General features: G+C 66.3%; 25 protein-coding genes. 22 read left to right on the forward strand and 3 right to left on the reverse strand.

Annotation, left to right across the window (positions count from 1 at the left end):
• Positions 1–12 precede the first annotated feature (12 nt).
• From AC5Y7D_RS06155 to AC5Y7D_RS06165, 3 genes are read left to right on the forward strand one after another with little or no spacing between them, the layout of a single operon-like run.
• Positions 13–903: an acyl-CoA thioesterase gene (locus AC5Y7D_RS06155; RefSeq protein WP_499922413.1), complete on the forward strand. Its 891-nt coding sequence runs from the start codon at positions 13–15 to the stop codon at positions 901–903.
• A 5-nt stretch (positions 904–908) separates the two neighbouring features.
• Positions 909–1,829: an LLM class F420-dependent oxidoreductase gene (locus AC5Y7D_RS06160; protein WP_499922414.1), complete on the forward strand. Its 921-nt coding sequence runs from the start codon at positions 909–911 to the stop codon at positions 1,827–1,829.
• Entirely contained in the window at positions 1,830–2,996 is a 1,167-nt protein-coding gene (locus AC5Y7D_RS06165) for an acyl-CoA dehydrogenase family protein (RefSeq protein WP_499922415.1), read from the forward strand. It begins immediately after the preceding gene.
• Here AC5Y7D_RS06165 and AC5Y7D_RS06170 read toward each other — a convergent pair.
• On the reverse strand, positions 2,972–3,643 hold the full coding sequence (locus AC5Y7D_RS06170; RefSeq protein WP_499922416.1) for a DUF427 domain-containing protein: 672 nt from the start codon (positions 3,641–3,643) through the stop codon (positions 2,972–2,974). The two genes, AC5Y7D_RS06165 and AC5Y7D_RS06170, sit on opposite strands and share 25 nt — an antisense overlap.
• A 155-nt stretch (positions 3,644–3,798) precedes the next feature.
• On the opposite strand from AC5Y7D_RS06170, the gene AC5Y7D_RS06175 reads away from it, so the two are divergent.
• From AC5Y7D_RS06175 to AC5Y7D_RS06220, 10 genes are all read left to right on the forward strand, one after another.
• Entirely contained in the window at positions 3,799–5,079 is a 1,281-nt protein-coding gene (locus AC5Y7D_RS06175; RefSeq protein WP_499922417.1) for an HNH endonuclease, read from the forward strand.
• 88 nt (positions 5,080–5,167) lie between these two features.
• Entirely contained in the window at positions 5,168–6,907 is a 1,740-nt protein-coding gene (locus AC5Y7D_RS06180; RefSeq protein ID WP_499922418.1) for a PPE family protein, read from the forward strand.
• Between the two features lie 5 nt (positions 6,908–6,912).
• Positions 6,913–8,082 (forward strand): CaiB/BaiF CoA transferase family protein, encoded by a 1,170-nt coding sequence (locus tag AC5Y7D_RS06185; protein WP_499922419.1) that lies wholly within the window; start codon positions 6,913–6,915, stop codon positions 8,080–8,082.
• Positions 8,083–8,189: 107 nt separating this feature from the next.
• Positions 8,190–8,723: a hypothetical protein gene (locus AC5Y7D_RS06190; RefSeq protein ID WP_499922420.1), complete on the forward strand. Its 534-nt coding sequence runs from the start codon at positions 8,190–8,192 to the stop codon at positions 8,721–8,723.
• A gap of 8 nt (positions 8,724–8,731) precedes the next feature.
• Positions 8,732–9,436, forward strand: a complete 705-nt coding sequence (locus AC5Y7D_RS06195; RefSeq protein WP_499922421.1) for an NIPSNAP family protein — start codon at positions 8,732–8,734, stop codon at positions 9,434–9,436.
• A gap of 38 nt (positions 9,437–9,474) precedes the next feature.
• Positions 9,475–10,647, forward strand: coding sequence for a cytochrome P450 (locus AC5Y7D_RS06200; protein WP_499922461.1), 1,173 nt, complete (start codon positions 9,475–9,477; stop codon positions 10,645–10,647).
• Between the two features lies 1 nt (position 10,648).
• On the forward strand, positions 10,649–11,617 hold the full coding sequence (locus AC5Y7D_RS06205) for a zinc-binding dehydrogenase (protein WP_499922422.1): 969 nt from the start codon (positions 10,649–10,651) through the stop codon (positions 11,615–11,617).
• Positions 11,614–12,354: an HpcH/HpaI aldolase family protein gene (locus AC5Y7D_RS06210; RefSeq protein WP_499922423.1), complete on the forward strand. Its 741-nt coding sequence runs from the start codon at positions 11,614–11,616 to the stop codon at positions 12,352–12,354. Before AC5Y7D_RS06205 ends, AC5Y7D_RS06210 begins: the two co-directional genes overlap by 4 nt.
• Entirely contained in the window at positions 12,351–13,061 is a 711-nt protein-coding gene (locus tag AC5Y7D_RS06215; protein WP_499922424.1) for an SDR family NAD(P)-dependent oxidoreductase, read from the forward strand. Before AC5Y7D_RS06210 ends, AC5Y7D_RS06215 begins: the two co-directional genes overlap by 4 nt.
• On the forward strand, positions 13,043–13,963 hold the full coding sequence (locus AC5Y7D_RS06220; protein ID WP_499922425.1) for an alpha/beta hydrolase: 921 nt from the start codon (positions 13,043–13,045) through the stop codon (positions 13,961–13,963). The genes AC5Y7D_RS06215 and AC5Y7D_RS06220 overlap by 19 nt, the downstream gene beginning before the upstream one ends.
• On the opposite strand, the gene AC5Y7D_RS06225 is transcribed toward AC5Y7D_RS06220, so the two are convergent.
• Positions 13,953–15,053 (reverse strand): alcohol dehydrogenase catalytic domain-containing protein, encoded by a 1,101-nt coding sequence (locus AC5Y7D_RS06225; protein WP_499922426.1) that lies wholly within the window; start codon positions 15,051–15,053, stop codon positions 13,953–13,955. The genes AC5Y7D_RS06220 and AC5Y7D_RS06225 overlap by 11 nt on opposite strands.
• A 14-nt stretch (positions 15,054–15,067) precedes the next feature.
• Here AC5Y7D_RS06225 and AC5Y7D_RS06230 point away from each other — a divergent pair, with 14 nt between their 5' ends.
• Together AC5Y7D_RS06230 and AC5Y7D_RS06235 are read left to right on the forward strand one after the other, a co-directional pair.
• The gene (locus AC5Y7D_RS06230) at positions 15,068–15,529 is read left to right on the forward strand and encodes an acyl-CoA thioesterase (protein WP_499922427.1); all 462 of its coding nucleotides are present in this window, start codon (positions 15,068–15,070) and stop codon (positions 15,527–15,529) included.
• A 29-nt stretch (positions 15,530–15,558) separates the two neighbouring features.
• Positions 15,559–15,996 (forward strand): SRPBCC family protein, encoded by a 438-nt coding sequence (locus tag AC5Y7D_RS06235; RefSeq protein WP_499922428.1) that lies wholly within the window; start codon positions 15,559–15,561, stop codon positions 15,994–15,996.
• On the opposite strand, the gene AC5Y7D_RS06240 is transcribed toward AC5Y7D_RS06235, so the two are convergent.
• Positions 15,993–16,724, reverse strand: a complete 732-nt coding sequence (locus tag AC5Y7D_RS06240; RefSeq protein WP_499922429.1) for a GntR family transcriptional regulator — start codon at positions 16,722–16,724, stop codon at positions 15,993–15,995. The genes AC5Y7D_RS06235 and AC5Y7D_RS06240 overlap by 4 nt on opposite strands.
• 130 nt (positions 16,725–16,854) lie before the next feature.
• Here AC5Y7D_RS06240 and fadD5 point away from each other — a divergent pair, with 130 nt between their 5' ends.
• The 7 genes from fadD5 to AC5Y7D_RS06275 all read left to right on the forward strand — a co-directional run.
• Complete coding sequence (fadD5, locus tag AC5Y7D_RS06245; protein ID WP_499922430.1) at positions 16,855–18,516, forward strand: fatty-acid--CoA ligase FadD5; 1,662 nt, start codon at positions 16,855–16,857, stop codon at positions 18,514–18,516.
• A gap of 214 nt (positions 18,517–18,730) precedes the next feature.
• Positions 18,731–19,534, forward strand: a complete 804-nt coding sequence (locus AC5Y7D_RS06250; RefSeq protein WP_156296246.1) for an MlaE family ABC transporter permease — start codon at positions 18,731–18,733, stop codon at positions 19,532–19,534.
• 2 nt (positions 19,535–19,536) lie between these two features.
• A complete protein-coding gene (locus AC5Y7D_RS06255; protein ID WP_156296247.1) occupies positions 19,537–20,406 on the forward strand; it encodes an MlaE family ABC transporter permease in 870 nt (289 codons plus the stop codon).
• Positions 20,407–20,410: 4 nt separating this feature from the next.
• Positions 20,411–21,739 carry an MCE family protein gene (locus tag AC5Y7D_RS06260; RefSeq protein WP_499922431.1) on the forward strand — a complete coding sequence of 443 codons (1,329 nt, stop codon included), beginning with the start codon at positions 20,411–20,413 and terminating at the stop codon, positions 21,737–21,739.
• Positions 21,736–22,776 (forward strand): virulence factor Mce family protein, encoded by a 1,041-nt coding sequence (locus tag AC5Y7D_RS06265; RefSeq protein WP_499922432.1) that lies wholly within the window; start codon positions 21,736–21,738, stop codon positions 22,774–22,776. The genes AC5Y7D_RS06260 and AC5Y7D_RS06265 overlap by 4 nt, the downstream gene beginning before the upstream one ends.
• Complete coding sequence (locus AC5Y7D_RS06270) at positions 22,773–24,335, forward strand: virulence factor Mce family protein (RefSeq protein WP_499922433.1); 1,563 nt, start codon at positions 22,773–22,775, stop codon at positions 24,333–24,335. The genes AC5Y7D_RS06265 and AC5Y7D_RS06270 overlap by 4 nt, the downstream gene beginning before the upstream one ends.
• Positions 24,332–25,818 (forward strand): virulence factor Mce family protein (locus tag AC5Y7D_RS06275; RefSeq protein WP_499922434.1); only part of this gene is annotated, 1,487 nt, incomplete at its 3' end. The genes AC5Y7D_RS06270 and AC5Y7D_RS06275, both read left to right, overlap by 4 nt.

Genomic DNA, 25,818 nt, shown 5'->3' on the forward strand with positions numbered 1-25,818 from the left:
CGGTAACGAGGGGTGAGCACATTGACGACGGAGTCTGAACAGGCCCAGTGGTCGGTCGAGAGCCTGCTCGATCTGTTCGAGGTGCGGCCCGCCGGGGCCGATCGGTTCACTGCCGACACCGGGCTGCCGGGGCAGGACGGCCGGCAGGTGGTGGAAGGCACTCAAGTGGTTGCGCAGGCGATCGTGGCCGCCGCCAACCGATTTGCGGGCAAGTCGGTCCGGTCGGCACATGCCGTCTTCGCCCGCGCGATCATGGTGGGGCCGCCGATCGAACTCGTGCTCGACGTGCTGAACGAAGGCCGCTCAACGGCGACGGCCATTGTGTCGGTGCTGCAGAACGACAAGCGCTGCGTGAGCGTCACGGTGCTGACCGACGTGTCGACGGGCGACGTCATCCGTCATCACCTGATCCGGCCCGACGTCGCGGCACCGGCCGACGCCAATGCCGTCGAGATGCCGATGGTCGGCCGGGAACTGCGGTTGGTGGACGTGGTCGACGTGAACAGTCCCGACGAGGTCGGTCCGCCGGAGCTGTATGCATGGCTGCACTATGACCCGATCCCGGAGCGCGACGACCTGGCAAAAGCTCTGCTCGCCTATTTCACTGGCCATCTGGGTATTTCAACGACGATGCGGGCCCACCCGGGCATCGGGACCAGCCAGGCGCACCTGACGGTGTCGACCGCGCCCATGACGATCTTCGTGTCCTTCCATGAACCGGTGCACTGGGACGACTGGCTGCTCTACAGTCACGAGAGCACACAGGTCGGGGCGGGGATGTCCTACGTGCGCGGCACGGTGCACACCGAGGACGGCGATCTGCTGTGTTCGTTTGCCCAGGAGGCGCTCATCCGCCCGCTACGCACCACTGACACGTCGATCGACGCTGCGGCACGGTTCTGAATCCCGTGCGGTTCAACATCACTCACCCGATGCACAGCCATCCGTACAACCCGGAACTGGTGAGTGGGGACGGCATCGCCACGGTGGCGGCGGCGGCCGAGGCGGCGGGCATTCACGGATTCGGGTTCACCGACCATCCGGCGCCTTCGCAACGCTGGCTGGAGGCCGGTGGTCACGACGCGTTGGATCCCTTTGTGGCCCTTGGCTTTGCGGCGGCACGTACTTCTGCATTGCGGTTGATACCGAACATCGTGGTGCTGCCCTATCGAAACCCGTTCGTGGTGGCCAAGGCCGGCGCGACCCTGGATCTGCTCTCCGGCGGCCGGTTCACCCTTGCGGTGGGGGTGGGCTACCTGCGCCGGGAGTTCGCCGCCCTGGGCGTGGATTATGACCAGCGGGCCGAGTTATTCGAGGAATCCTTGCGAGCGATCCGGGCCATCTGGACATCCGACGACATTTCCTTCGAGGGAGGGCATTTCACCGCGCGAGGTACTACCGCGCACCCCTTGCCGGTGACCCGGCCGCATCCGCCGATCTGGATCGGCGGCAATACCGGTATGGCGCGCCAACGGGTCGCTCAATACGCGGACGGGTGGTGTCCGTTCCCCGCTCCCGCGGGGCTGGCGCGCACCGCGGGCACCGCGGTCATTGATTCAATGGACGCGCTGGCCTTGGGGATCGACGACCTGCGGCGGCGGTGCGACGCGGTGGGCAAGGACTGGTCGGCGGTTGATATCACCTTCAGCAACTTCGAGGGCGGCAACCCGGCCGGCGACGACTTCAATGCCGACGCGTATTTGAGCGGGCTGGAAAAGCTTGCGGCCCTCGGGGTTACCTGGGTATCCGTGCACCTGCCCGGTGACAGCCTGGCACACGCGCTGGAGGCGATGGACCGGTTCCGCGCTCTGGTGATCGATGTGATCTGAGTGGACTTCTCCGTGGTGCCATTGTCCGACGCCGACCGGGCCTTCCATGAGCAGACGCGCGCGTTCGTCACCGAGCATGTCACGGACGAGGTGCGCCACCGGAATCGGGAGTTCGGCGAAAACTTCGACGAGCGAGTGCATCTGGCGTTGGGCGCGGCCGGCTATCTGGCCTCGGACTGGAAGCCGGAATCCGACGGAGGTTTCAGCGCCGTGCGTCGCCGCATCTTCCACCTCGAGATCGGCCGGGCGCACACACCGTGGTACCACTGGGGCACCACGTCCGTGGTGGCGCATCTGGTGGAGCAATTCGGCGCATCGGATCTCGTGCAGATGGTGTTGCCGGGCGTGCTGTCCGGACAGGTGCGTTTGTGCCTGGGCTACACCGAACCCGAGGGCGGCTCCGACGTTGCCACCTGCAAGACCCGCGCCGTGCGGGAGGGCGACGGATCGAGCTGGGTCATCAACGGCGCCAAGATGTTCACCTCGAACGCGCAGCACGCCGAGTATGTGTTCCTGCTGACCAATACCGACCCGCAACGCCCAAAACACCGCAATCTGACGATGTTTCTGGTGCCGCTGGAGTCACCGGGCATTGAGATCCAGGGCATTCGCACGCTGGACGGTGATCGCACGAACATCGTCTTCTACACCGATGTGCGGGTCGACGACCTCTACCGCATCGGCGAGGTCAACGGCGGCTGGACGGTGATGCGGGCGGCGTTGGACTTCGAGCACGGCATGACCGAACGCGATTCCGAAGGCCTGCAGGATGTCGCCGCGATGGCCGGACACGGCGTGGTGATGGCCGAGGCGGTGGACCGGGTAGCGGCCCTGGCGAACGTGGCGGATGAGTCGGTGCAGTACCGCCTCGGACGCAGTTTCGCCCGGACGGAGGCGGCGCTGTCCACCCCGGGAATGTTCGGACGCGTCGCTATCGGGCAGACCATGCGCGACATTTCCGCGGACCTGATGGACATGCTGGGGCCGGCGGCAGCGTTGCCGACAGACGTCGAGGGGTCCGCCGACGACGGCTCCGCGGAGCATCTTTTCCGGTTGGCGCTGCCGATGGGGATCTACGGCGGGAGCCTCGAGGTGTTCCGCAACATGATCGCCCAGCACGAGCTGAAGCTGGGGCGGCCGGTCTACGGGAGTTCGGCCTCGACCTGAACCTTTGCGGTGTCGAAGCTCAAAAACTTTGCGATGAACAGGCTTTCGGGATACGGGTCGTGGTAGCTCCAGGCGACGTCGGTGATGACGGTGTCGCCTACGACGGCTGCCCAGTAGGTCGCATATCCCTTGTAGTTGCAGTACGTCGACGTGTCGGTGCGGCGGAGCAGGTCGGTGCGCACATGTCGGGGCGACACGTAAAGCCTTGACTCGAGCGCGGTTTCGAAGACGATGACCGTGTCGTCGGTGTCGGCCAACAGCGTGTCGTCGATCGATACCCGCAACCTTCTGTTGGTCGGGCGGCAGTCGACGCGGTGATACGGGTTGGGCGGGTAGTGCACGAGCTTGCGCCCTTCCTCGAACCAGGCGTCAACCGCGTCCCAGGGCACCTGAACGAAACCCGGCGCTTCCGGTTCGGGTTCGCTTGGGAGCCCGTTGATCACGTCTTCCGGGAAGGCGTAGCTGAGCGGGTGGTTCGGCCGGTGCACCATGAGGGCTTGCTCGGTGTCGATGACGGTGCGTCCGTTCAGCACGGCGCGGATCCGGCGCGCATGCGGCTCTATATAGACGACGTTCTCGGGGATCGGGGGAGCGAATCGGCCGGCGGGATGGCCGCTGAGTGGGCCGCGGCCGGCTACCAGACTCATGATGCGCCTTTTGGTCGGTATGGGCAGGTGCTCCTCAGGGTACGGCCGGGGCGGGTGGCTGGAGTCGCTGTGCGGCTCGCCGGTCATGCCGTCGCTTATCCACACCGTGCCGGGCCGGAAAGCGAGGTTCGGGGAACGGTGGTAGTGTCGAACGTATGTTCGATTCAGAGTGGTTCTCGCGGGTGGATCCGGGTGCCACCGAGGCGCAGTTGGTCGCGCGGATCGCGGAGTTGGAGCACATCAAGTCCGCCGCCGCCGCGGGGCAGGCGCGGGCGGCGGCCGCGCTGGATGCGGCCCGGCGCGCCGCGGAAGCGGCCGCGGGGGTGCAGGCGGCCAAGCGGGGCCGCGGGGTGGGTAGCGAAGTCGCGTTGGCCCGCCGCGATTCCCCGGCGCGCGGGAGTCGGCACCTGGGATTCGCCAAAGCCCTCGTGCACGAGATGCCGTACACCCTGGCCGCGCTGGAGCAAGGGGCGCTCTCGGAATGGCGGGCCACCCTCATCGTGCGCGAATCGGCCTGTCTGGACGTCGAGGACCGGCGCGAACTCGACCGGGAACTGTGTGCCGACACCACGGCACTGGATGGACTCGGAGATCAAAAGATCGTCGCCGCGGCCAAAAAGATCGCCTATCGCCGCGACGCACGGGCCGTAGTCGATCGCGCCGCCAAAGCCGTGCAGGACCGCACCGTCACCATCCGCCCCGCGCCCGACACCATGACCTGGGTCAGCGTCCTGCTGCCCGTCGCCCAGGGCGTCGGGGTGTATGCGGCGCTGCGCCGCGCGGCCGACACCACCTTCGATGGCCGCTCCCGAGGCCAGGTGATGGCCGACACCGCCTTCGAACGCATCACCGCCACCCCCGCCACCACACCGGCCAACATCGCGCTCAACGTGGTGATCTCCGACCGGGCGCTGCTCGGCGGCCAGGACGACGCCGCCGTCGTGGAGGGCTATGGGCCGATCCCGGCAGAGGTGGCACGCCGATGGTTGAGCGCCGCAGTGGCCGACCACCAATCCCTGGCCACCCTGCGCCGCCTCTACGCCAGCCCCAAGACCGGGGCCCTGGTCGCCATGGAATCGCGCGCGCGGACCTTCCCCCGCGGGCTGGCCGAGTTCATCAACCTGCGCGACCAAACCTGCCGCACCCCCTACTGCGACGCCCCGATCCGCCACCGCGACCACATCCAACCGGTCAAACACGGCGGAGCCACCACCGCCACCAACGGCGAAGGACTCTGCGAACGCTGCAACTACACCAAAGAAACACCCGGCTGGCAGGTCGCCGCTGATGACGAAAACGGCACTCATACAGCCCAATACGTCACGCCCACCGGAGCCCGCTACCGCTCCACCGCACCACCGATCTACTCGATCATCGACATCAGCGAGATCGAAACCGCGATCACCGTCAAACTGATCGACCACCATGCCGCCTAGCATTCGCGCGAAAACAAGTAATTGACGCTGACGCAGGCGTAGCGTGCCTTCCGGATGTTAGGGAGCTCCGCCTGACAGGGGGTCTATCGTGGCAAACTTCCTTACGTTGCCGCCGGAGATAAATTCATTGCTGATGTTCAGCGGCGCTGGGTCGGCGCCGATGCTGAATGCGGCGGCGGCCTGGGAAGGACTGGCATCGGAATTGGGGACGGCGGCGTCGTCGTTCTCATCGGTCACCATGGACTTGGCCGGTGCCTGGTGGCAGGGAGCGGCATCGGCGGCGATGACGGCCGCGGCTGCCCCGTATGCAGAGTTTCTGAGCCACGCCTGCGCCCAAGCCGCCGGCGCAGCCGAACAGGCCCGGACAGTGGCCGGCGTCTTCGAGGCCGCCCGCACGGCGATGATCCACCCTTCGGCGGTAGCGGCCAACCGCAATGCTTTCTTGCAGCTGATTCGATCGAATTGGCTGGGGCTCAACGCACCGGCAATCATGGCCGCGGAGGCGCACTACGAGCAGATGTGGGCGGCCGACGTCGAAGCGATGACGGGCTACTTTGCCGGAGCCTCGACGGCGGCGGCCCAGTTGCCCACCGATCTCCAACGGCTCTTGCAGAGCCTGCCCAGCTTGGGTATCGGCAACCGAGGTAACGGGAACATCGGACACGGCAACACCGGAACCGGAAATATTGGCATCGGCAACAGCGGCAAGGACAACAGCCAGTTGGTGCCACCGCAGTCGGGCAACTACAACGTCGGCGGCGGAAACAACGGCAACAGCAATGTGGGCTCCGGAAACAAAGGCAACAACAACATCGGCTTCGGCAATTTCGGCAATGGGAATATCGGTTTCGGCAATGGCGGCCCGACCGATTTGTCCAACCCGAACCTGTTCACCTTCCAAACAACGGCCGGCAACAACAACGTGGGCATGGGCAACACCGGAAGCAACAACGTCGGCCTCGGGAATCTCGGCAACGGGAACATGGGCGGCGGGAACACCGGGAACGGCAACGTGGGAGCTGGAAACACCGGCATCGGAAACTTCGGCTTCGGGAACAGTGGCAACGGAAACATTGGAATCGGGCTTGTCGGTGACGGCAGGGTCGGCGTCGACCTGGCCGGGTTGTTCAACTTGGGCAGCGGCAACATCGGGTTGTTCAATTCGGGTGATCACAACATCGGGTTCTTCAACTCCGGTAGCGGCAACGTCGGCATCTTCAGCTCGGGCACCAATACCGTTTTCCCGGGTCACATCAACAGCCTCGGTTTCGGGAACTCGGGCACTGGCAGCCTCGGATTCGGGAACTCGGGCGCGGGCAACGTCGGATTCTGGAACTCGGGACTACTCAACACAGGCTGGGGGAACGCCGGCTCGATCAACACCGGTGGTTGGAATGGGAACAACCTCAACACGGGTCTATGGAACTCGGGCGGGACCAACACGGGCTTCGGCAATTCCGGTCACGTCAACACAGGCTTCGGGAACGCGGGCAATGTGAACACCGGCTTCGGCATCGACACCGATGCGGGTGACGTCGGCATCGGCGCCGTCGACAACTCGGGGTTCGGCAACACGGGTGCCGGAATCTCGGGCTTCGGCAACAACGGCGGCAGCGCCGGTCACGGAGTCTCCGGCTTCTTCAACACGGTTGTCGCGGCCCTGCAGTCATCCGGAGTCAGCTCCGGCTTCTTCAATACTGCTGTCACAGGGGCCGTGGGCCCCTTCGCGAGCGGCTTGATCAGCGGCTTCAATTCAGGCTTGTTCAATACGGGGACGGCGAATTCAGGCCTCCTGAGCCTCGGTCAGTTGGTGATGAAGCTAGGCTGACCGCGATGGCGGGACCAGTGGAGGGCATCAAGGTCGTCGAACTCGGGGTCTGGGTGGCCGGTCCGGCGGCGGCCGCAATCCTGGCCGACTGGGGCGCGGATGTCATCAAGATCGAACCGCCGACCGGTGATCCCGGGCGGATGTTCGGCCGGATGCTGGGCTGCGACCTCGGAGTGAACCCGCCGTTCGAGATGGATAACCGGTCCAAGCGCAGCGTCGTGCTCGACCTCGCCACCGAGAACGGCCGCCGGACCGCGCTCGAATTGCTCTCGGACGCAGACGTTTTCATCACCAACGTTCGGCCCGGTGCACTGCAGAGGCTGGGACTGGACTATGAGACGGTGTCCGCCGATCACCCTCGCCTGGTCTACGGCCTGATCACCGGATACGGCGAATCGGGGCCCGATGCCGACCGCGCCGCCTACGACGTCGCGGCGTTCTGGTCCCGGGGCGGCATCGCCCACCTGCTCACCCGCCCCGGCGATACACCGCCGTTTCAGCGCGGCGGCATGGGCGACCACTCGGCGGGCATGACCCTGGCGGGAGCCGTCTGCGCGGCACTGCTGGCCCGCGAGCGCACCGGAGCGGGCCAAATGGTCTGCACCTCGCTCTACCGTCAGGGCGCCTACACGGTGAGCTTCGATCTCAACACCTACCTGCTCACCGGCCAGCCGATCGCGATCGGCCAGCGCGCCACCATGGGCAACCCTTGCATGAACAATTACGCCGCCGGCGACGGCCGGCGGTTCTGGATCGTCGGACTGGAAATCGACCGGCACTGGCCGGCCCTGTGCCGGGTGGTCGGACGCACTGAGTGGCTGACCGATCCGCGCTACGCCGACGCCCGCGGCCGCGCGGCCAACGCGGTGCAACTCATCGCCGCGCTCGACGAGATCTTCGCGAGCAGGTCGCTCGACGACTGGTCGTGCCTCTTCGACGCCGAACCGGACTTTTTCTGGTCCCCGATCAACACGCTCGAGGACATTGTGGCCGACGAGCAGTTTCACGCCGCCGGCGGAATCGTCGACGTACCGGACGGAAACTCGAGCGTCCCGATGGTGGCCACGCCCGCGGACTTTCACGGCACGCCCTGCTCCCCGCGTTCCGCGGCGCCGCAACTCGGCCAACACACCGACGAGGTGCTCGCCGAACTCGACGCCCGCCGCCACTCCTGAGCGACCGGCGGAGCTTTACAATAACTGTCAAAAGTGTCACGCTGTCCAATGAGCCCATGGCAATGCGACAGGCCACGAAAGCAGGGCGTGGCAACAGGAACGGATCAATGGCTACTCAAACGTTCGGCATTCATCCCCGCAGTGACACGTCGCGAACCCGCTCCGACGACCAGATCCTGCGGCACCGCCTCGACGTCATCGCCGCCGGCACCGCAGACGTCGTGCAAACCGCCGGCGGCTGGCTGTTCGACCGGGTGATGGCCGGCTGGCGGGTGAATGTGTTGCTGCCGCCAGGATGCGACGCCCGCCCGCTGCGGGTGCTGGGGGCGCAGGTCGTGGACCTGACCTCAGCCCTCGAGGGGCCGGCCAACCAGGGCCTGGCAGTCAGCGTCGAGGCGTTCACCGCCGACGAACGCGTCCGCGCCCTGGTGCGCAAAGCGGTGGACAGCCGGCTGACCGAAGTCGCGTTGTGGGGCGAAGTCTGGCCCCTAGGAGTGGGCCGCGGCCTGACCCGAACTAGCTACACACTCAGCGCGGCGGCCCGCGCATTCAAGGGCCAGGCGCTTCGTGCGGCTGAAATACCTTTCCAGTCAATAAGTTCCACCGAACTGCTGTTCACTGACTCGGCGTGGCTGGGCTAGCCGGCCCCATGAAGAGGTACCACCGCCATACCTTGCTGTACCTGCACGAAACGATCGATTTAAGTTCCGGGCGCAGCGACGACTTCACCGAGGTGTTCGTCGACACCTATCAGCCGATGATGGAAGAGCTCGGCGCCCGGTTGTACTCGATCTGGGAGACCACGCCCTACAACGGTCACTGGCCACAGGTGACGATCATCTGGGAGATCGACGCCTTCGCCGACTACGCCAGGATCGGCGCCGCGCAGGCCCACGGCGGCAGTCATGAAGCGGCGGCCGGGAAGTGGGCGGCCTGTCTGGCCGACATGGGCGCCTCCGGAGAGGGCCGCATCATGTACGCCGCACCCAGCAACCGGAACCTGGCCGCGTTGCGGGAGGCCAATTTCAATGCGGCGCTGGTGATCCAGGAGATCATGCAGACCAAGCCGGGTCGGCAGGACGACTACATCCGCGAACTGGAGCGACTCTATGTTCCGTGGTCGGAGAGCACCGGGAAACACTGGCTCGGATCCTTCACGACCACCTTTCGGTTCAACGAGGTGATCCACTACTGGGCGCTGGAAGGCGGCTGGGAGTGCTTCGCGAACCACTACCCGTCCTGGAAGGACAGCCCACCCGCTGAAATCGTCACCTGGATGAGCGTGGCGCCCGCCTTGCGCGACGGCTGGGAAGACTCCATTCTGCAGGCCCTACCGCCGTCGCCGCTGCAGTGACCGGGGATTTCTCCTACGACCCCTTCGATGCGAAGGTGATGGCCGATCCGCTTCCCTACTACCGCGTGCTGCGCGAGGAATACCCGGTGTACTACATGCCGCAGTGGGACACCTTCGCCTTCTCGCGGTTCGAGGACATCTGGCGGGTGCTGGAAGTCAACGACGGCACCTTCGTCGCCTCGGAAGGGACCTTGCCGCCGGCTTCTGTTCTCGCGCAGCACAATGACGGACCGGTCGACGACCCGCCACTGCACCCGCTGCCGTTCCACGCGGTGTTCGACACCGATCTGTATGGCGAGATCCGCCGCGCACACTCCCGGCCATTGCGTCCCAAGTCGGTCACCTCGTTGCAGTCGCGCATCCGCGAACTTGCCAACGAACGACTCGACCTGCTGTTGGCACACGGCTCGTTCGACCTGACCCAGGACTACGGGGGCATCGTGGCGGCGTCGATGGTGTGCGAACTGCTCGGCATAGCAACGGATCTCGCACCTCAGGTGCTGGCGGCCGTCAACGCCGGCAGCCTGGCCCAGCCCGGGAAGGGCGTCGACACCGCCGCGGCGCGGCCGGACTACCTGCAGTTCCTGGTGCCGGTGGTCCAGCGCCGTCGCGCGGATGCGGCCGGCGACCTGCCCGTGGTCGACGGGCTGCTCGGCTACCACCTGCCCGACGGCAGTGCGCTCAGCGACGTCGAAGTCGCCACCCAGATGCTGTGCATTTTCATCGGCGGTACCGAAACCGTGCCAAAGATCGTGGCACACGGGCTGTGGGAGCTCAGCCGGCGACCCGAGCAGCTGGCGGAGGTGCGCAGACACCCGGCCGCGAATGCGGTGATCGCGCGGGAAGAGATGATCCGCTACTGCGCGCCCGCACAATGGTTCGCACGCACCGCGCGCAAACCCTTCACCATCCACGGCGAGACGATAAGGCCGGGGCAGCGGGTGATCACACTGCTGGCCTCGGCCAACCGCGACGAGCGCGAGTATCCCGGACCCGACGAGTTCATCTGGGACAGGCCGATCAAACGGTCGCTGGCGTTCGGCCGCGGCCAGCACTTCTGCATCGGCTACCATTTGGCGCGACTGGAAGTTGCTGTGTTGCTGGAAGAATGGCTGCGCCGGGTGCCGGAGTTCGCGGTGCGCGAAGACCAGGCAACCCGGCTACCGTCCAGCTTCCAGTGGGGCTGGAACAAGATTCCGGTGGAGGTCTGAGGTGTGGTCCTACCGGATCGTCGCGCCCTACCTGTTCGAACGCACCTGCATAGCGGACAAGACTGCCCAGGATCTCGCCGATCGCCAAGTGCTGCTGCAGTTCCACGCCGCCGGGGTCTGCGGCAGCGACCTGCCTGGCTTCCGCGGTGCCAAGGGGCGGCTCCCGGGTGACGACGGCGCCAGTGCCGCCGAGAAGGACGGCTTTCCCATCCACGAAGTGGCGGGTGAAGTGATCGCCAGCCGGCATCCCGACCACCGTCCCGGTGACCGGGTGGTGGGCTGGGCCTCTGGATTCGACGGCATGATGGAGCGGGTCGTCACTGACGGTGACGGCCTGGCGCCGTACGACCCGGCCATGAGTCCGGCCTCGGCGGTTGGCCTGCAACCGTTGGCCTGTGTGCTCTATGCCTGCGAGCAGCTACCGGAACTGGCCGGCCGGCACGTGGCGGTCATCGGGCAGGGATCGATCGGTTTGCTGTTCTCCTACGTCGCCAAGGCACTGGGAGCACGCCGCGTGACCGGGGTCGACCCCGTCGACCGAGCCGGTCTCGGAGATACATTCGGCGTCGACGAAGCCGTGCGCGCCACGAGTGACCGGTGGGTGAGCCGACTGGCGCCCGGCGATCGCGCCGAGGTGGTCATCGAGGCGGTCGGCCACCAGGTCGCCACGCTGGGACACGCCATCGCTGCCGCCGCGCCCGGCGGCACCGTGTGCTACTTCGGCGTGGCCGACGACGACTGCTACCCGATCGACATGCGCGCGATGCTGCGCAACAGCCTGACACTGAAATCCGGTGTGACACAAGAGCGCCGGCGCATGCTGGAGCTGGCGGCCGAGTTCGCCGCCGAACATCCCGCATTGCTCGGAACCTACCTGACTCACACCTTCGCCGTTGACGACGTTCAGGCGGCCTTCGAGCTGGCCTGTCGTCCGGTCCCTGAGCGGGTGAAGATCGCGATCGCCCGATGAGCATCTTCCAGCACCCACGGCAGGCACCCGTCTGGGGCGGGTGGGTTACCGGACCGACCCTGATCGGGCCCCAGGAGTTCGCCCGCGCCGGCTACGACTACGTCGGATTCGACGCCCAGCACGGCTATCTCGATGACGCCGCCATAGCGGGCATGTTGCGGGAGCTGGAGAACGTGCCGATCGCCACCGCCGTCCGGCTGCCCACTGCCGACCCGGCGCCCATCGGACGGGCACTCGACGCCGGTGCGGACGCCGTCATCATCGCCATGATCGAGACAGCCGATCAGGCCGCCGCCGCGGTGTCCGCCACGCGCTATCCACCCGCCGGCGTCCGCAGCTTCGGCCCGCTGCGGACGAGTCTGGGCCACGATCCCGCCGCACTGGAATCCCGGGCCGCCGTGTTCGCCATGATCGAAACGGCCGCGGCGGTTCGCGACATCGAAGAGATCTGCGCCGTCCCCGGCTTGGCGGGCATTTACGTCGGCCCCGCCGATCTGGCCATTTCGATGGGCGTCGACGTCGTCGGCGCGACCGGAAACAGGCGGGTGCTCGACACCCTGATCCGGGTACATGCCGCCGCCGGCGACGCCGGCCTGGTCACCGGAATCCACGCAAGTACCGGAGTTGTTGGGAAGGTGATGGCGCAGTTGGGATTTCAAGTGATCACCCTGGCTTCTGAATCGCATGCGCTGCGGCGGGGGGCCGCCGAGCATCTGCGTGAGGCGACCGCGACATGACTCGCGTTGCATTGGTCACCGGCGCCGCCGGCGGGCAGGGCCGGGCGGTTGTGCAGCGGCTGGTTGGCAGGGGCTACCAGGTGGCGGCGTGTGATGTGCGACGCGAGGAATCAGCCGCTGCGACAGACGGTGTGCTGGGGATAACGATGGACGTCACAGACCCCGAGCAGTGGGAGGCGGCCGTCGACGCCACCGTCGCCCGATTCGGGGCATTGTCCACGCTGGTGAACAATGCCGGGACACTCCATCGCGCAGCCCTGGCCGACGAGACCGTCGCGGATTTCGAGGACTCCTGGCGGGTCAATTGCCTGGGCGCATTCCTGGGCATGCGTGCCGCGCTCCGGCACCTACGCGCGGCCGACGACGCCGCGATCGTCAATGTCTGCAGCACCGGCGCCATCCGCCCATTCCCACAACACTGTGCGTACGGGTCCGCCAAGTGGGCACTGCGTGGTCTGACCCAAACCGCCGCAGCCGAACTCGCGCCGGCCGGCATCCGCGTCAATGCGGTCTTCCCCGGCCCGATCGCCACCCCGATGCTCGATGACACCGTCCAGCAACGACTGGCTGCGGTGGCGATGTTCGGCCGGCTGGGCCGTCCCGCCGAAATCGCCGATGCGGTCGCATTTCTGGTGTCGCGCGAGGCGTCCTTCATCACCGGGTCGGAACTCGTCGTCGACGGTGGGCAATGCCTGCAGACCCGTTGAGTTACAGCGATCGGCTCGCCCCCGCGCTGCGTGACGTTGCCGTCAACCGGACGGTGTTCACCGCTGAAGCCATCCCGCTGATTCGTGAGTCAATGAACCAGCGGCGCGCCGATGCCCAAGAGGACACCGCCGGGGTGAGCATCGACCACGCGATCGCCGAGACGGTGCCGGTGCGCGTTTACCGGGGCGGTGCGCCCCGGGCACCGGTCGTCGTGTACTGCCACGCAGGCGGTTTCGCGCTGGGCAACCTCGACACCGATCACCGGCAGTGCCTGGAGCTGGCCCGCCGGGCCAGGTGTTCGGTGGTGTCCGTCGACTACCGGCTGGCGCCGGAACATCCTTACCCGGCGGCATTCGACGACGCGGCCACGGTGCTGAAATGGTTGAGCGGCAATGCAACACGGTTGAGCGTCGACCCGAACCGGATCGCGGTGGCAGGTAGCAGCGCCGGCGGCGCGCTGGCCGCCTGCCTGGCCCACGGGGCGAAGGACGGATCGCTGCCGCCGGTGGTGTTCCAACTGCTGCACCAACCGGTGCTCGATGACCGGCCGACCGCATCCAGGACGGAATTTCGCGCCACCCCGGCGTTCGACGGCGAGGGCGCCGAGTTGATGTGGCGCCACTACCTGGGTGGGCAGGCGCCGTCACCGCAGGCCGTCCCCGCGCGGCGGGCCGAACTGGCCGGACTGGCGCCGGCACTGATCACCTGTGCGGAGATCGACCCGTTCCGGGACGAGGCGGTGGAATACGGGCGACGCCTGCTGCGCGCCGGGGTGCCCACCGAGTTGCACGTGTTTTTCGGTGCCTGCCACGGATTCGATTCGCTGTTGCCCGATTGGTCAGCAGCGCAACGCCTGTTCGCAATGCAGGGCGCGGCGCTGGCGACGGCGTTCAGAACCTGATCAACTGGCGCACCGCCGTGCCGTCGGCCAAGTGATCCATCGCCTCGTTGATGTCGTCCAACCCGATCGTCGACGACACCAGCGACTGCACCGGCAACCGCCCGGACTGCCACAGCGCGACGAACCGGGGAATGTCGCGGGCGGGCACCGCCGAGCCCAGATAGCTGCCGATCAGGGAGCGGCCTTCGGCGACAAAACCTAACGGGGACAGACTGATTCGGGCATCGGGGCGGGGCAGTCCGACGGTAACGGTACGTCCGCCCGGTGCGGTCAGCGCGATTGCGGTCTCCAGCGCGCGAGGATGTCCGACGGCTTCCACCACCACGTCGGCCTTGACGCCCACGGCCCGCTCCGGCGTGTAGGTCTCGTGCGCACCCAAAGAGTCTGCGGCAAGCAACTTTTCGGGCAGCCGATCGACGCCGATGACGCGGACGTCGGGATAGGTCAGGGCGGTGATCACCGCGGCCATGCCGACACCGCCCAGTCCGACGACGGCCACCGACTGGCCCGGCCGTGGATCGCCTACGTTGAGCACGGCGCCGCCCCCGGTCAACACCGCACACCCGAGCAGCGCGGCCACCTCGGGGGGGACATCGTCAGGCACGGCAACGGCGCTGGCCCGATTCACCACCGCGTGCGTGGCGAACCCTGAGACGCCGAGGTGGTGGTGCACCGGGTGGCCGTCGCGGCTCAGCCGAGTACCGCCCCCGAGCAGCGTGCCCGCGTTGTTGGCCGCGCTGCCGGGCCCGCACGGCGTCAGGCCTTCGGTCGCGCAGGCGGGGCAGTGGCCGCACCGCGGCAGGAACACCAGCACCACCCGCCGGCCGATGGCGAGGTCGGCAACTCCCGCACCGAGCGCTTCGACGATCCCGGCCGCTTCATGGCCGAGCAACATCGGCACCGGGCGTACCCGATTGCCGTCGACCACCGACAGGTCGGAGTGGCACAACCCGGCCGCCTCGATGCGGACCAGCACCTCGCCGGGACCCGGCCCGTCGAGGTCGAGGTCGGCGATGCTGATCGGCCGCGACTGTGCGAAGGGGCGCGGCGCACCGACGCGCTCCAGCACCGCGCCGCGGATGTGAATCATGTTGGAATACAACCATGAGCTCAGTGCCACCGGCCCCCGATGGCCTCACCAGCGCTGACTTCCCGGTGCTGTGGCCGGTGCTCACCCGCTGGGCCGACAACGACATGTTCGGGCACCTCAACAACGCCGTCTACTACCAACTGTTCGACACCGCGATCAACGCCTGGATCGCCACCGGTACCGGAGTCGACCCGCTCACCATTCCCGAGTTGGGAATCGTCGCGGAATCAGGATGCCGTTACTTCGCCGAGCTGGCCTTCCCGGAGAGTCTCGCGGTGGGTCTGGCGGTGACGCGGCTGGGCCGCAGCAGCGTCACCTATCGACTGGGCGTCTTCAAGATGGGGCAAAACGACGACGCCCGGCCGATCGCGGCACTGGGGCATTGGGTCCATGTTTACGTCGATCGCGACAGCCGCCGACCGGTCCCGATTCCGGACGCCATCCGCTCACTTTTGTCCAGTGCCTTGGTGAATTGAGCCGCGCCGGGCGCACGTATGCTTCGCCAATGGCAGTTATGAGTAAGACCGTCGAGGTGGATGCCGAGGCCGGTTCGATCATGGGCATCGTCTCCGACATCGAGCGGTACCCGGAGTGGAATGAAGGCGTCAAAGGCGCCTGGATCCTGGCTCGCTACGACGACGGCCGCCCGAGCCAGGTGCGCCTGGACACCAACCTGAACGGCTTCGAAGGCGTCTACATCCACGCCGTCTACTACCCGGGCGAGAACCAGATCCAGACCGTGATGCAGCAGGGTGATCTCTTCGCCAAGCAGGAGCAGTTGTTCAGCGTCGTGGCCACCGGCGCCAACAGCCTGCTCACCGTCGACATCGACGTCGAGCCCAGCATGCCGGTACCCGCGCCCATGGTGAAGATGCTGCTGGGCAACGTTCTCGACCAACTCGCCGCCAACGTCAAGCAGCGCGCCGAGCAACTGGCCAGCTAGGGCCGGAAGATCCCCGTTCGATTCAGCGCGTCGGTGAGCCGGCGGGCGGCGTCGGTGAACTGCCAGACGGTGTGGTCCACCACGGCGACCGCGTCGCGGTTGCGCAGTGCCGCGATCAACCGGCGGTGGTTGTCGACGGTGGACTCGCCCCATTGCGGATCTGCGGCGAACAGCTGGACCGGCATGTAGCGCGCCGCGTTGAGCAGGAACCAGGACAGTTTGATGCGTCCGCTCGCCTGGTTGAAGACGCGGTGGAATGAGAACTCCAGCGAGGCGATCGCCTCGCCGTCCCCGGTCCCGACCGCCGCCACCAGCAAATCGTTGATGCGTTCCAGCTCGGCGATCTGTAGTTCGGTGATGCGTTCGGTGGCGGTGACGGCCAGCTCCCGGGCGATGGTGGCCTGTAACCAGAAGATGTCGTCGATGTCCTGCCGGGTCAGCGGCAGCACCACGTGGCCGCGATGTGGCTCCAGCTGCACCATGCCCTCGCCGCGCAGTTTCAGCAGGGCCTCTCGCACCGGGGTGATGCTGACGCCGAGCGCGGCGGCTGTCTCGTCGAGACGGATGTACGTCCCCGGACGCAGCGTCCCGGACATGATCGCGGTCCGCAGGTGCCCGGCGACCCCGTCGGACAATTGTGCCCGGCGTAGCGGCCGACGCCGCCGCGGCTCGGGCGATAGGGCCGATAAAGGTGCATTCACGTGGCCTGCCAGGCCTTTCAGCGGCATTTCGGTATTGGCTCAAGTCGTGGCTTAGGTCTTGTTAGCGACCTCAGTGGCCGTTAGTGTGACCCAGACAACACATGTTTTATCAAATATCAGCCTGACGCAAGCGGTGCGCAAGTGAAGGGAAGGCACATTGACCGCCCAACTGGCCGGCCACCCGATGCAGGCCCGGACCGAACTGCACGAGCAGCCGTACCGTGCTCGTCGTCAGAACTGGGTGAACCAGCTCGAGCGGCACGCGCTGATGCAGCCGGACGCTCGCGCGCTGAGGTTCCTCGGTCGCACGCTGACGTGGGCCGACCTGCGGACTCGCGTCACGGCGCTGGCCGGCGCGCTGAGCCGGCGCGGGGTGGGGCCCGGCGACCGGGTGATGGTGCTGATGCTCAATCGCCCGGAGTTCGTCGAGTCGGTGCTCGCCGCCAACGCGTTGGGCGCGATCGCCGTCCCGCTGAACTTCCGGCTCACCCCCTCCGAAATCGCTTTCCTTGTTGAAGACAGCGGCGCCCGCGTCGTCGTCACCGAGGCAGTGCTCGCCCCGGTGGCCAGCGGTGTCCGACGCATCGCGCCACTGCTGGACACGGTGGTGGTGGCGGGCGAAGCCGGCGGGAACGCCGCCGAAGACGTCCTCTTCTACGAAGACCTCATGGCCGAGGGGGGCGAGGCGCCCGCTCCGGTCGACATTCCGAACGACTCGCCCGCGCTCATCATGTACACCTCGGGGACCACCGGGCGTCCCAAGGGTGCGGTGCTCACCCACGCCAACCTCACCGGCCAGACGATGACCATGCTGTACACCAGCGGTGTCGACCTCAACAACGACGTGGGCTTCGTCGGTGTGCCCTTGTTCCACATCGCCGGAGTCGGCAACCTGCTCTCCGGGATGCTGCTCGGCGTGCCGACGGTCATCTATCCGCTCGGCGCCTTCGAACCGGGCCAGTTGCTCGATGTGCTGGCGGCCGAGAAGGTCACCGGCATATTCCTGGTACCCGCGCAGTGGCAGGCGGTGTGCGCGGAGCAGCGGGCCAGACCGCGTGACCTGCGCTTGCGGGTGATGTCGTGGGGGGCCGCCCCGGCGCCAGATGTGTTGCTGCGCCAGATGTCCGAGATTTTTCCGGGCACCCAGATCCTGGCCGCGTTCGGTCAGACCGAGATGTCGCCGGTGACCTGCATGCTGCTCGGCGACGACGCCATCCGCAAGCGGGGATCGGTCGGCCGGGTCATCCCCACGGTCGCGGCCCGCGTCGTCGACGACGACATGAATGAGGTGCCCGTCGGAGAGGTAGGCGAAATCGTCTATCGCGCACCGACTTTGATGAGTGGCTACTGGAACAACCCGGAGGCCACCGCCGAGGCTTTTGCCGGTGGCTGGTTCCATTCCGGCGACCTGGTCCGAATGGACGCCGACGGTTACGTCTGGGTGGTGGACCGCAAGAAGGACATGATCATCTCCGGTGGCGAGAACATCTACTGCGCCGAGGTCGAGAATGTGCTCGCCGGCCACGATCGCATCGTCGAGGTCGCGGTGATCGGCCGGCGCGACGAGCGGTGGGGTGAGGTGCCGATCGCGGTCGCCGCTGTAACGGAAGGCCACCTGCAGATCGAAGAGCTAAGTGAGTACCTGTCCGAGCGGCTTGCGCGGTACAAGCACCCCAAGGCACTCGAGATCGTGGAAGCACTGCCGCGCAACCCCGCCGGGAAGGTGCTCAAGACTGAACTACGTCTGCGCTACGGAGCCCGCGGTGACTCCGAAAATCGTTCTGCGACAAATAAAGCTGCCATTGGAGAGGAAATCTGACGGGGTCGATATGTTTGCTGGGTGCTGACGGAATGTCAATTGTGGAGTTGCTATACACACCTGCGTGGCCATCGGGTACATTCCTGTGGTCTCCGTTACTACCTGCGGGTAGGGAGCCGTTGGTCACACACGTAGGGTCGGGGCAAGGAGGAGGCGTGCGACATTCTTCGCCGCGGCTTCGCGACACGAGCGGCCCTGATGTGAGGGGGCAATCGTGACGACATCCACCCGTCCGCACCTGGTCGGATACCTGCGCGATCAACTCGAGACGCCGCTGACGATGATCGGCGGGTTCTTCCGGATGTGCGTGCTGACCGGTCGGGCGTTGTTCCGCCGGCCGTTCCAGTGGCATGAACTGATCCTGCAGTGCTGGTTCATCATGCGGGTGGCGTTGTTGCCGACGATCATGGTGTCGATTCCGCTGACGGTGCTGTTGATCTTCACGCTGAACGTGTTGTTGGCGCAGTTCGGTGCCGCTGACCTGTCGGGGGCGGGTGCGGCCATCGGTGCGGTGACCCAGCTCGGGCCGTTGACCACGGTGCTGGTGGTGGCCGGGGCGGGTTCGACGGCGATCTGCGCGGACCTCGGGGCGCGGACCATCCGGGAAGAGATCGACGCGATGGAGGTGCTCGGCATCGACCCGATCCACCGGCTGGTGGTGCCCCGGGTGATCGCCGCGACCGTGGTCGCCACGCTGCTCAACGCATTGGTCATCACGGTGGGTCTGGTCGGGGGTTATCTCTTCGGGGTGTATCTGCAGAACGTCTCCGGTGGGGCGTACCTGGCGACGCTGACCACGATCACCGGTCTGCCCGAGGTGATCATCGCGATGATCAAGGCGGCGACGTTCGGGTTGATCGCCGGGCTGGTGGGTTGCTATCGCGGCCTGACGGTGCGTGGTGGGTCCAAGGGGCTGGGTACCGCGGTCAACGAGACCGTGGTGCTGTGCGTGGTCGCCCTGTACGCGGTGAACGTCATCTTGACCACGATCGGTGTGCGATTCGGGACGGGGCACTAAAGATGTCGACAGCAGCGGTAGTTCGCCAGCGGTTCCCTCGGGCGACGGCCAACGTCAACAAGTACGCCGGCTCGGTAACGCGCGGTCTCGATGAGACCGGGCAGCTGGCCTGGTTCTTCTTGACCAGCCTGGGCCAGATTCCGCACGCGCTGCACTACTACCGCAAGGAGACCTTGCGGCTGATCGCCCAGATCGGCATGGGTACCGGCGCGATGGCGGTAGTCGGTGGCACCGCCGCGATCGTCGGCTTCGTGACGCTGTCAGGTAGCTCGCTGGTGGCCATTCAGGGCTTCGCATCGCTGGGCAACATCGGTGTGGAGGCGTTCACCGGATTCTTCTCCGCGCTGATCAACGTCCGTATCGCCGGGCCGGTGGTCACCGGCATCGCATTGGCGGCCACCGTGGGTGCCGGCGCCACCGCGGAGTTGGGGGCGATGCGGATCAGCGAAGAGATCGACGCCCTGGAAGTGATGGGCATCAAGTCGGTTTCGTACCTGACCTCGACGCGGATCGTGGCCGGACTCGTGGTGATCATTCCGCTCTATGCGCTGGCGATGATCATGTCGTTCCTGTCCCCACAGATCGTCACCACGCTGCTGTACGGACAGTCCACCGGTACCTATGAGCATTACTTTCGGACGTTCCTACGCCCCGATGACGTGTTCTGGTCGTTCCTCGAGGCGATCATCATCGCCGCGATCGTGATGGTCACCCACTGCTACTACGGCTACAACGCCGGCGGCGGGCCCGTCGGTGTCGGTGAGGCCGTCGGCCGGTCCATGCGGTTCTCACTGGTCTCGGTGCAAATCGTCGTCCTGTCCGCCGCGTTGGCGCTCTACGGCGTCAACCCCAACTTCGCATTGACGGTGTAGCGCCATGACGAGTCCGGGCAAGGTCAACAAGATCAAGCACCCGCCGTACAAGCTGATCGGCATCTCGTCCTTCCTGGTGCTGCTGCTGGTGCTCACCGTGGTGTACATACAGTTCCGCGGCGGCTTCACCCAGAAGACCGAATTGACCATGTACAGCGACCGGGCCGGGCTGGTGATGGACCCGGGCTCCAAGGTCACCTACAACGGGGTCCAGATCGGCCGGGTCGGCAACATCCAGGAGGTCAACCGGGACGGCCGGCCGGCCGCCAAATTCACCCTGGAGATCGATCCGCAGTACCTCGGCGCCGACGGGGTGGTTCCGGAGAACGTCGACGCCCAGATCAAGGCGACCACGGTGTTCGGCGGCAAATATGTGTCGCTGACAACCCCGAAGGACGACAAGGGCAACATCGCCGCCCGCGGGCATTTGAAGCCGAAGAGCACGATCACCGCCTCCGGCGTGACTACCGAGATCAACACCCTGTTCCAGACTTTGACCTCGATCTCGGAGAAGGTCGACCCGGTCAAGCTGAACCTCACGCTCAGCGCCGCCGCGCAATCGCTGACCGGGCTCGGTGACCGGTTCGGGCAGGCGATCGTCAACGGCAACTCGATCCTCGACGACATCAACCCGCAGATGCCACAGGCCCGTCGCGACATTCAGGCGCTGGCCGCACTCGGCGACGTCTATGCCGATGCCGCACCGGATCTCGTCGACTTCCTCAACAATTCGGTGCCCACGGCCCGCTCGATCAACGCCCAGCAGAAGGATCTCGACCAGGCCCTGCTGGCGGCGGCCGGATTCGGCAACACCGGTGCGGACATCTTCGAGCGCGGCGGCCCGTACCTGGCCCGCGGCGCCGCCGACCTGGTGCCCACCGCACAGTTGCTCGACACCTACAGCCCGGAGCTGTACTGCATGCTGCGCAACTACCACGACATCGAGCCCAAGGCATTCCAGTTCCTCGGCGGCAACGGCTATTCGCTGAACAGCCACTCGCAGATTCTGTCCGGCATCGGAGCGTTGCTGAACCCGGTTTCGCTGGTCCCGCTGCTGCTCTCCCAGGTCGGCTTGCTGGGGGCCCAGGTAGTCGGCGGGGCGCCGAATCCCTACACCTACCCGGAGAATCTGCCGCGGGTGAACGCGCGTGGCGGGCCGGGTGGCGCGCCGGGTTGCTGGCAGCAGATCACCCGGCAACTGTGGCCCGCGCCGGAGTTGGTGATGGACACCGGCAACAGCCTCGCGCCCTATAACCACTTGGAGGTCGGTTCGCCCTACGTGCTCGAGTACGTCTGGGGCCGTCAGGTAGGGGATAACACGATCAACCCATGAAAATCACCGGTACTCTCCTCAAGCTCAGCGCCTTCGCTTTGGTGCTGCTGATGTTCAGCATCATGATCATCATCGTGTTCGGTCAGATTCGGTTCGACCGGACCAACACCTACTCCGCCGAGTTCAGCAACGTCAGCGGGTTGCGGGCCGGGCAGTTCGTCCGCGCGTCCGGGGTGGAGATCGGCAAGGTCAGCAACCTCGAACTGGTCGACGGCGGCAAGCGGGTGCGGGTCAAGTTCGACGTTGACCGTGCGATTCCGCTGTATCAGTCCACCATCGCGCAGATCCGCTACCTGGACCTGATCGGCAACCGGTACCTGGAACTCAAGCGCGGCGAGGGTGACGGGTCGGACAAGATCATGCAGCCCGGCGGGTTCATCCCGTTGTCGCGGACCACGCCCGCGCTGGACCTGGATGCGCTGATCGGCGGTTTCAAGCCGATCTTCCGGGCGCTGAACCCGGACAAGGTCAACACCATAGCCTCGGCGCTGATCACAGTGTTCCAGGGCCAGGGCGGCACGATCAACGACATTCTGACGCAGACCGCTCAGCTGACGTCCCAGCTGGGTGAGCGCGATCAGGCGATCGGTGAGGTGGTGACGAACCTGAACAAGGTGCTGGACACCACGGTCCGGCACCGCAAGGACTTCGACCAGACCATCAACAACCTCGAGGTGCTGATCACCGGTCTGAAGGATCACGGGGACTCGCTGGCCGGCGGGACGGCAAACATCAGCAACGCCGCGGGCACGGTGGCTGATCTGCTGGCCGAGGACCGGGCGCTGTTACACAAGGCGATCAACTACCTCGACGCCGTGCAGCAGCCGCTGATCGACCAGCGCCAGCAGCTCAATGACTTCATCCACAAGGTGCCGCCGGCGTTGAACCTGATCGGGCGCGGTATCGGCTCCTACGGTGACTTCGTCAACTTCTACTCCTGTGACATCAGTCTTCGGATCAACGGTCTGCAAGCTGGTGGGCCCGTCCGCACCGTCCGCCTCTTCCACCAGCCGACCGGGAGGTGCGCGCCGCAATGAGAACCCTGGAACCGCCCAACCGCCTCAAGATCGGCCTGATGGGCATCCTGGTGACGCTGCTGGTCATCGGGGTGGGTCAGAGCTTCACCAGTGTGCCGATGTTGATGGCGAAGCCCAGCTACTACGGGCAGTTCACCGACACCGGTGGCATCAGCAAGGGCGACAAGGTCCGCATCGCCGGCATGGACGTCGGCAAGGTCGAGGGCATCAGCATCGACGGCGACCACATCGTGATGAAGTTCTCCATCGGCACCGAGAGCATCGGCACCGAAAGCCGGCTGAACATCCGTACCGACACCCTGCTGGGCAAGAAGGTTCTCGAGATCGAGGCCCGCGGCAACCAGCCGCTGCGTCCGAACGGTACGTTGCCGCTGGGACAGAGCACCACGCCGTACCAGATCTATGACGCCTTCCTCGACGTCACCAAGGCGGCAACGGGCTGGGACATCGACACGGTCAAGAAGTCGCTGCACGTGCTCTCGGAGACCATCGACCAGACCTACCCCCAGCTCAGCCCCGCTCTCGATGGCGTCGCCAAGTTCTCCGACACCATCGGCAAGCGCGACGAGGAGATCAAGCACCTGCTGGCCCAGGCCAACCAGGTGGCCAGCGTTCTGGGCGACCGCAGCCAGCAGGTGGACCGATTGCTGGTCAACGCCAAGACGCTGCTGGCCGCGTTCAACGAGCGGGGCCGCGCCATCGACGCACTGCTGTCAAATGTGGCGGCTTTCTCGGCCCAGGTGCAGGGCTTCATCAACGACAACCCGAACCTCAACCACGTGCTCGAACAGCTGCACAGCCTCAGCGACGTGCTGGTCGAACGCAAGGACGATCTGGCCAACGGACTTCTGATGGTCGGCGGGTTCCTGCCGTCGCTGAACGAATCCATCGCGTCCGGACCGTTCTTCAAGGTGGTCATCCACAACCTGGTCCCGGGCCAGCTCATCCAGCCGTTCATCGACGCGGCCTTCAAGAAGCGCGGTCTGAGCCCCGAGGACTTCTGGCGCAGCGCCGGTCTGCCGGCCTACCGGTTCCCCGACCCGAACGGCACTCGCTTCCCCAACGGCGCTCCGCCGCCGGGACCGCTGGTGCTGGAAGGCACCCCGGAGCACCCGGGACCGGCCGTGCCACCCGGTTCGCCCTGCTCCTACACGCCGGCAGCCGACGGGATCCCCACCCCGGGCAACCCGCTGCCGTGTGCCGGCGCCGTCATCGGTCCGTTTGGCGGCCCCGCCTTCCCGGCACCGCTGGATGTGCAGATGTCGCCGCCCAACCCGAACGGGGTTCAGGACGCGCCGGGCATTCCGATCGCAGGACGTCCGGGCGACCCGGCGCCCGGCGCGCCGGGCACGCCGGTTCCGCTGCCGCCGAACGCTCCGCCGGGTGCACGCACCGAGCCGCTGGGACCGGCCGGGCCGGTGGCACCACCATCGACATTCGCACCGGGGCTTCCCCCGGGTCCGCCGGCCCCGCCGGGGCCGGGGAACCAGTTGCCGGCACCGTTCATCAACCCGGGTGGCTCGGGCGGTAGCGGCGCAGCGGGAGGTAGCCAGAATTGAGCACCATCTTTGACGTCCGCAACATCCGGGTCCCGAAGATGAATCGGGCCACGATCATCATCGGAACGCTGATCGTGGTGCTGGCCCTGGTTGCCGCCTTCGTCGGCTGGCAGCTCTACAGGAAGCTGACCAACAACACCGTTACCGCCTACTTCTCGGCGGCCAACGCGCTCTACGCCGGTGACAAGGTCCAGATCATGGGCCTCAAGGTGGGCCTGATCGACAAGATCGAGCCGGCCGGCGACAAGATGAAGGTCACCTTCCACTACGCGAACAAGTACAAGGTGCCGGCCAACGCTTCGGCGGTGATCCTCAACCCCACCCTGGTCGCGTCCCGCGCCATCCAGTTGGAGCCGCCCTATAAGGGTGGCCCGGTGCTGGCCAACAATGCGGTCATCCCGATCGAGCGCACCCAGGTGCCGGTCGAGTGGGACGAGCTGCGTAACAGCATCACCAACATCATCTCCAAGCTCGGCCCGACGAAGGAACAGCCGACCGGACCGTTCGGTGAGGTGATCGATTCGTTCGCCAACGGGCTGGAGGGCAAGGGCAAGCAGCTCAACACCACGCTGGACAGCCTTTCGCGGGCCCTGACAGCACTCAACGAGGGTCGCGGCGACTTCTTCGCAGTGGTCAAGAGCCTGGCGCTGTTCGTCAACGCGCTGCACCAGGACGACAAGCAGTTCGTCGCGCTCAACCAGAACCTGGCCGATGTGACCGGGCGGCTGGCGAGCTCGGACCAGGCACTGGCCAGCGCACTCCGTCAGATCGACGGCCTGCTCACCACCATCCGCCCGTTCCTGGACAAGAACCGCGAAGTGCTCACGCAGGACATCAACAATCTAGCGACGGTGACCAACACGCTGCTGCAGCCCGAGCCGCTGAACGGGTTGGAGACGGCGTTGCACGTCCTGCCGACGGCCGCGGCGAACGTCAACCAGATCTACCACCCCGCGCACGGTTCGGTGGTCGCCGTCCCGGAGATCACCAGCTTCGCCAACCCGATGCAGTTCATCTGCAGCTCGGTGCAGGCCGGCAGCCGGCTGGGCTACCAGGAGTCGGCGGAACTCTGCGCGCAGTACATGGCGCCGGTGCTGGACGCGATCAAGTTCAACTACTTCCCCTTCGGGTTGAACCCGGCCAACACCGCTGAGATCCTGCCCAAGCAAGTCGCGTACTCCGAACCGCGGTTGCAGCCGCCGAACGGTTACAAGGACACCACCGTCCCCGGCATCTGGGTGCCGGACACCCCGACGTCGCACAAGAACACCACGCCGGGCTGGATCGTGGCCCCGGGTATGCAGGGAGCGCAGGTCGGTCCGATCACCGCCGGCCTGATGACCCCCGAGTCGCTGGCCGAACTCATGGGTGGACCCGACATTCAGCCGGTCCAATCCACGTTGCAGACTCCGCCGGGACCGCCCAACGCCTACGACGAGTACCCGGTCCTGCCGCCCATCGGCCTGCAGGCACAAGTACCGGT

This window comes from Mycobacterium sp. NGS49 (assembly GCF_059812565.1).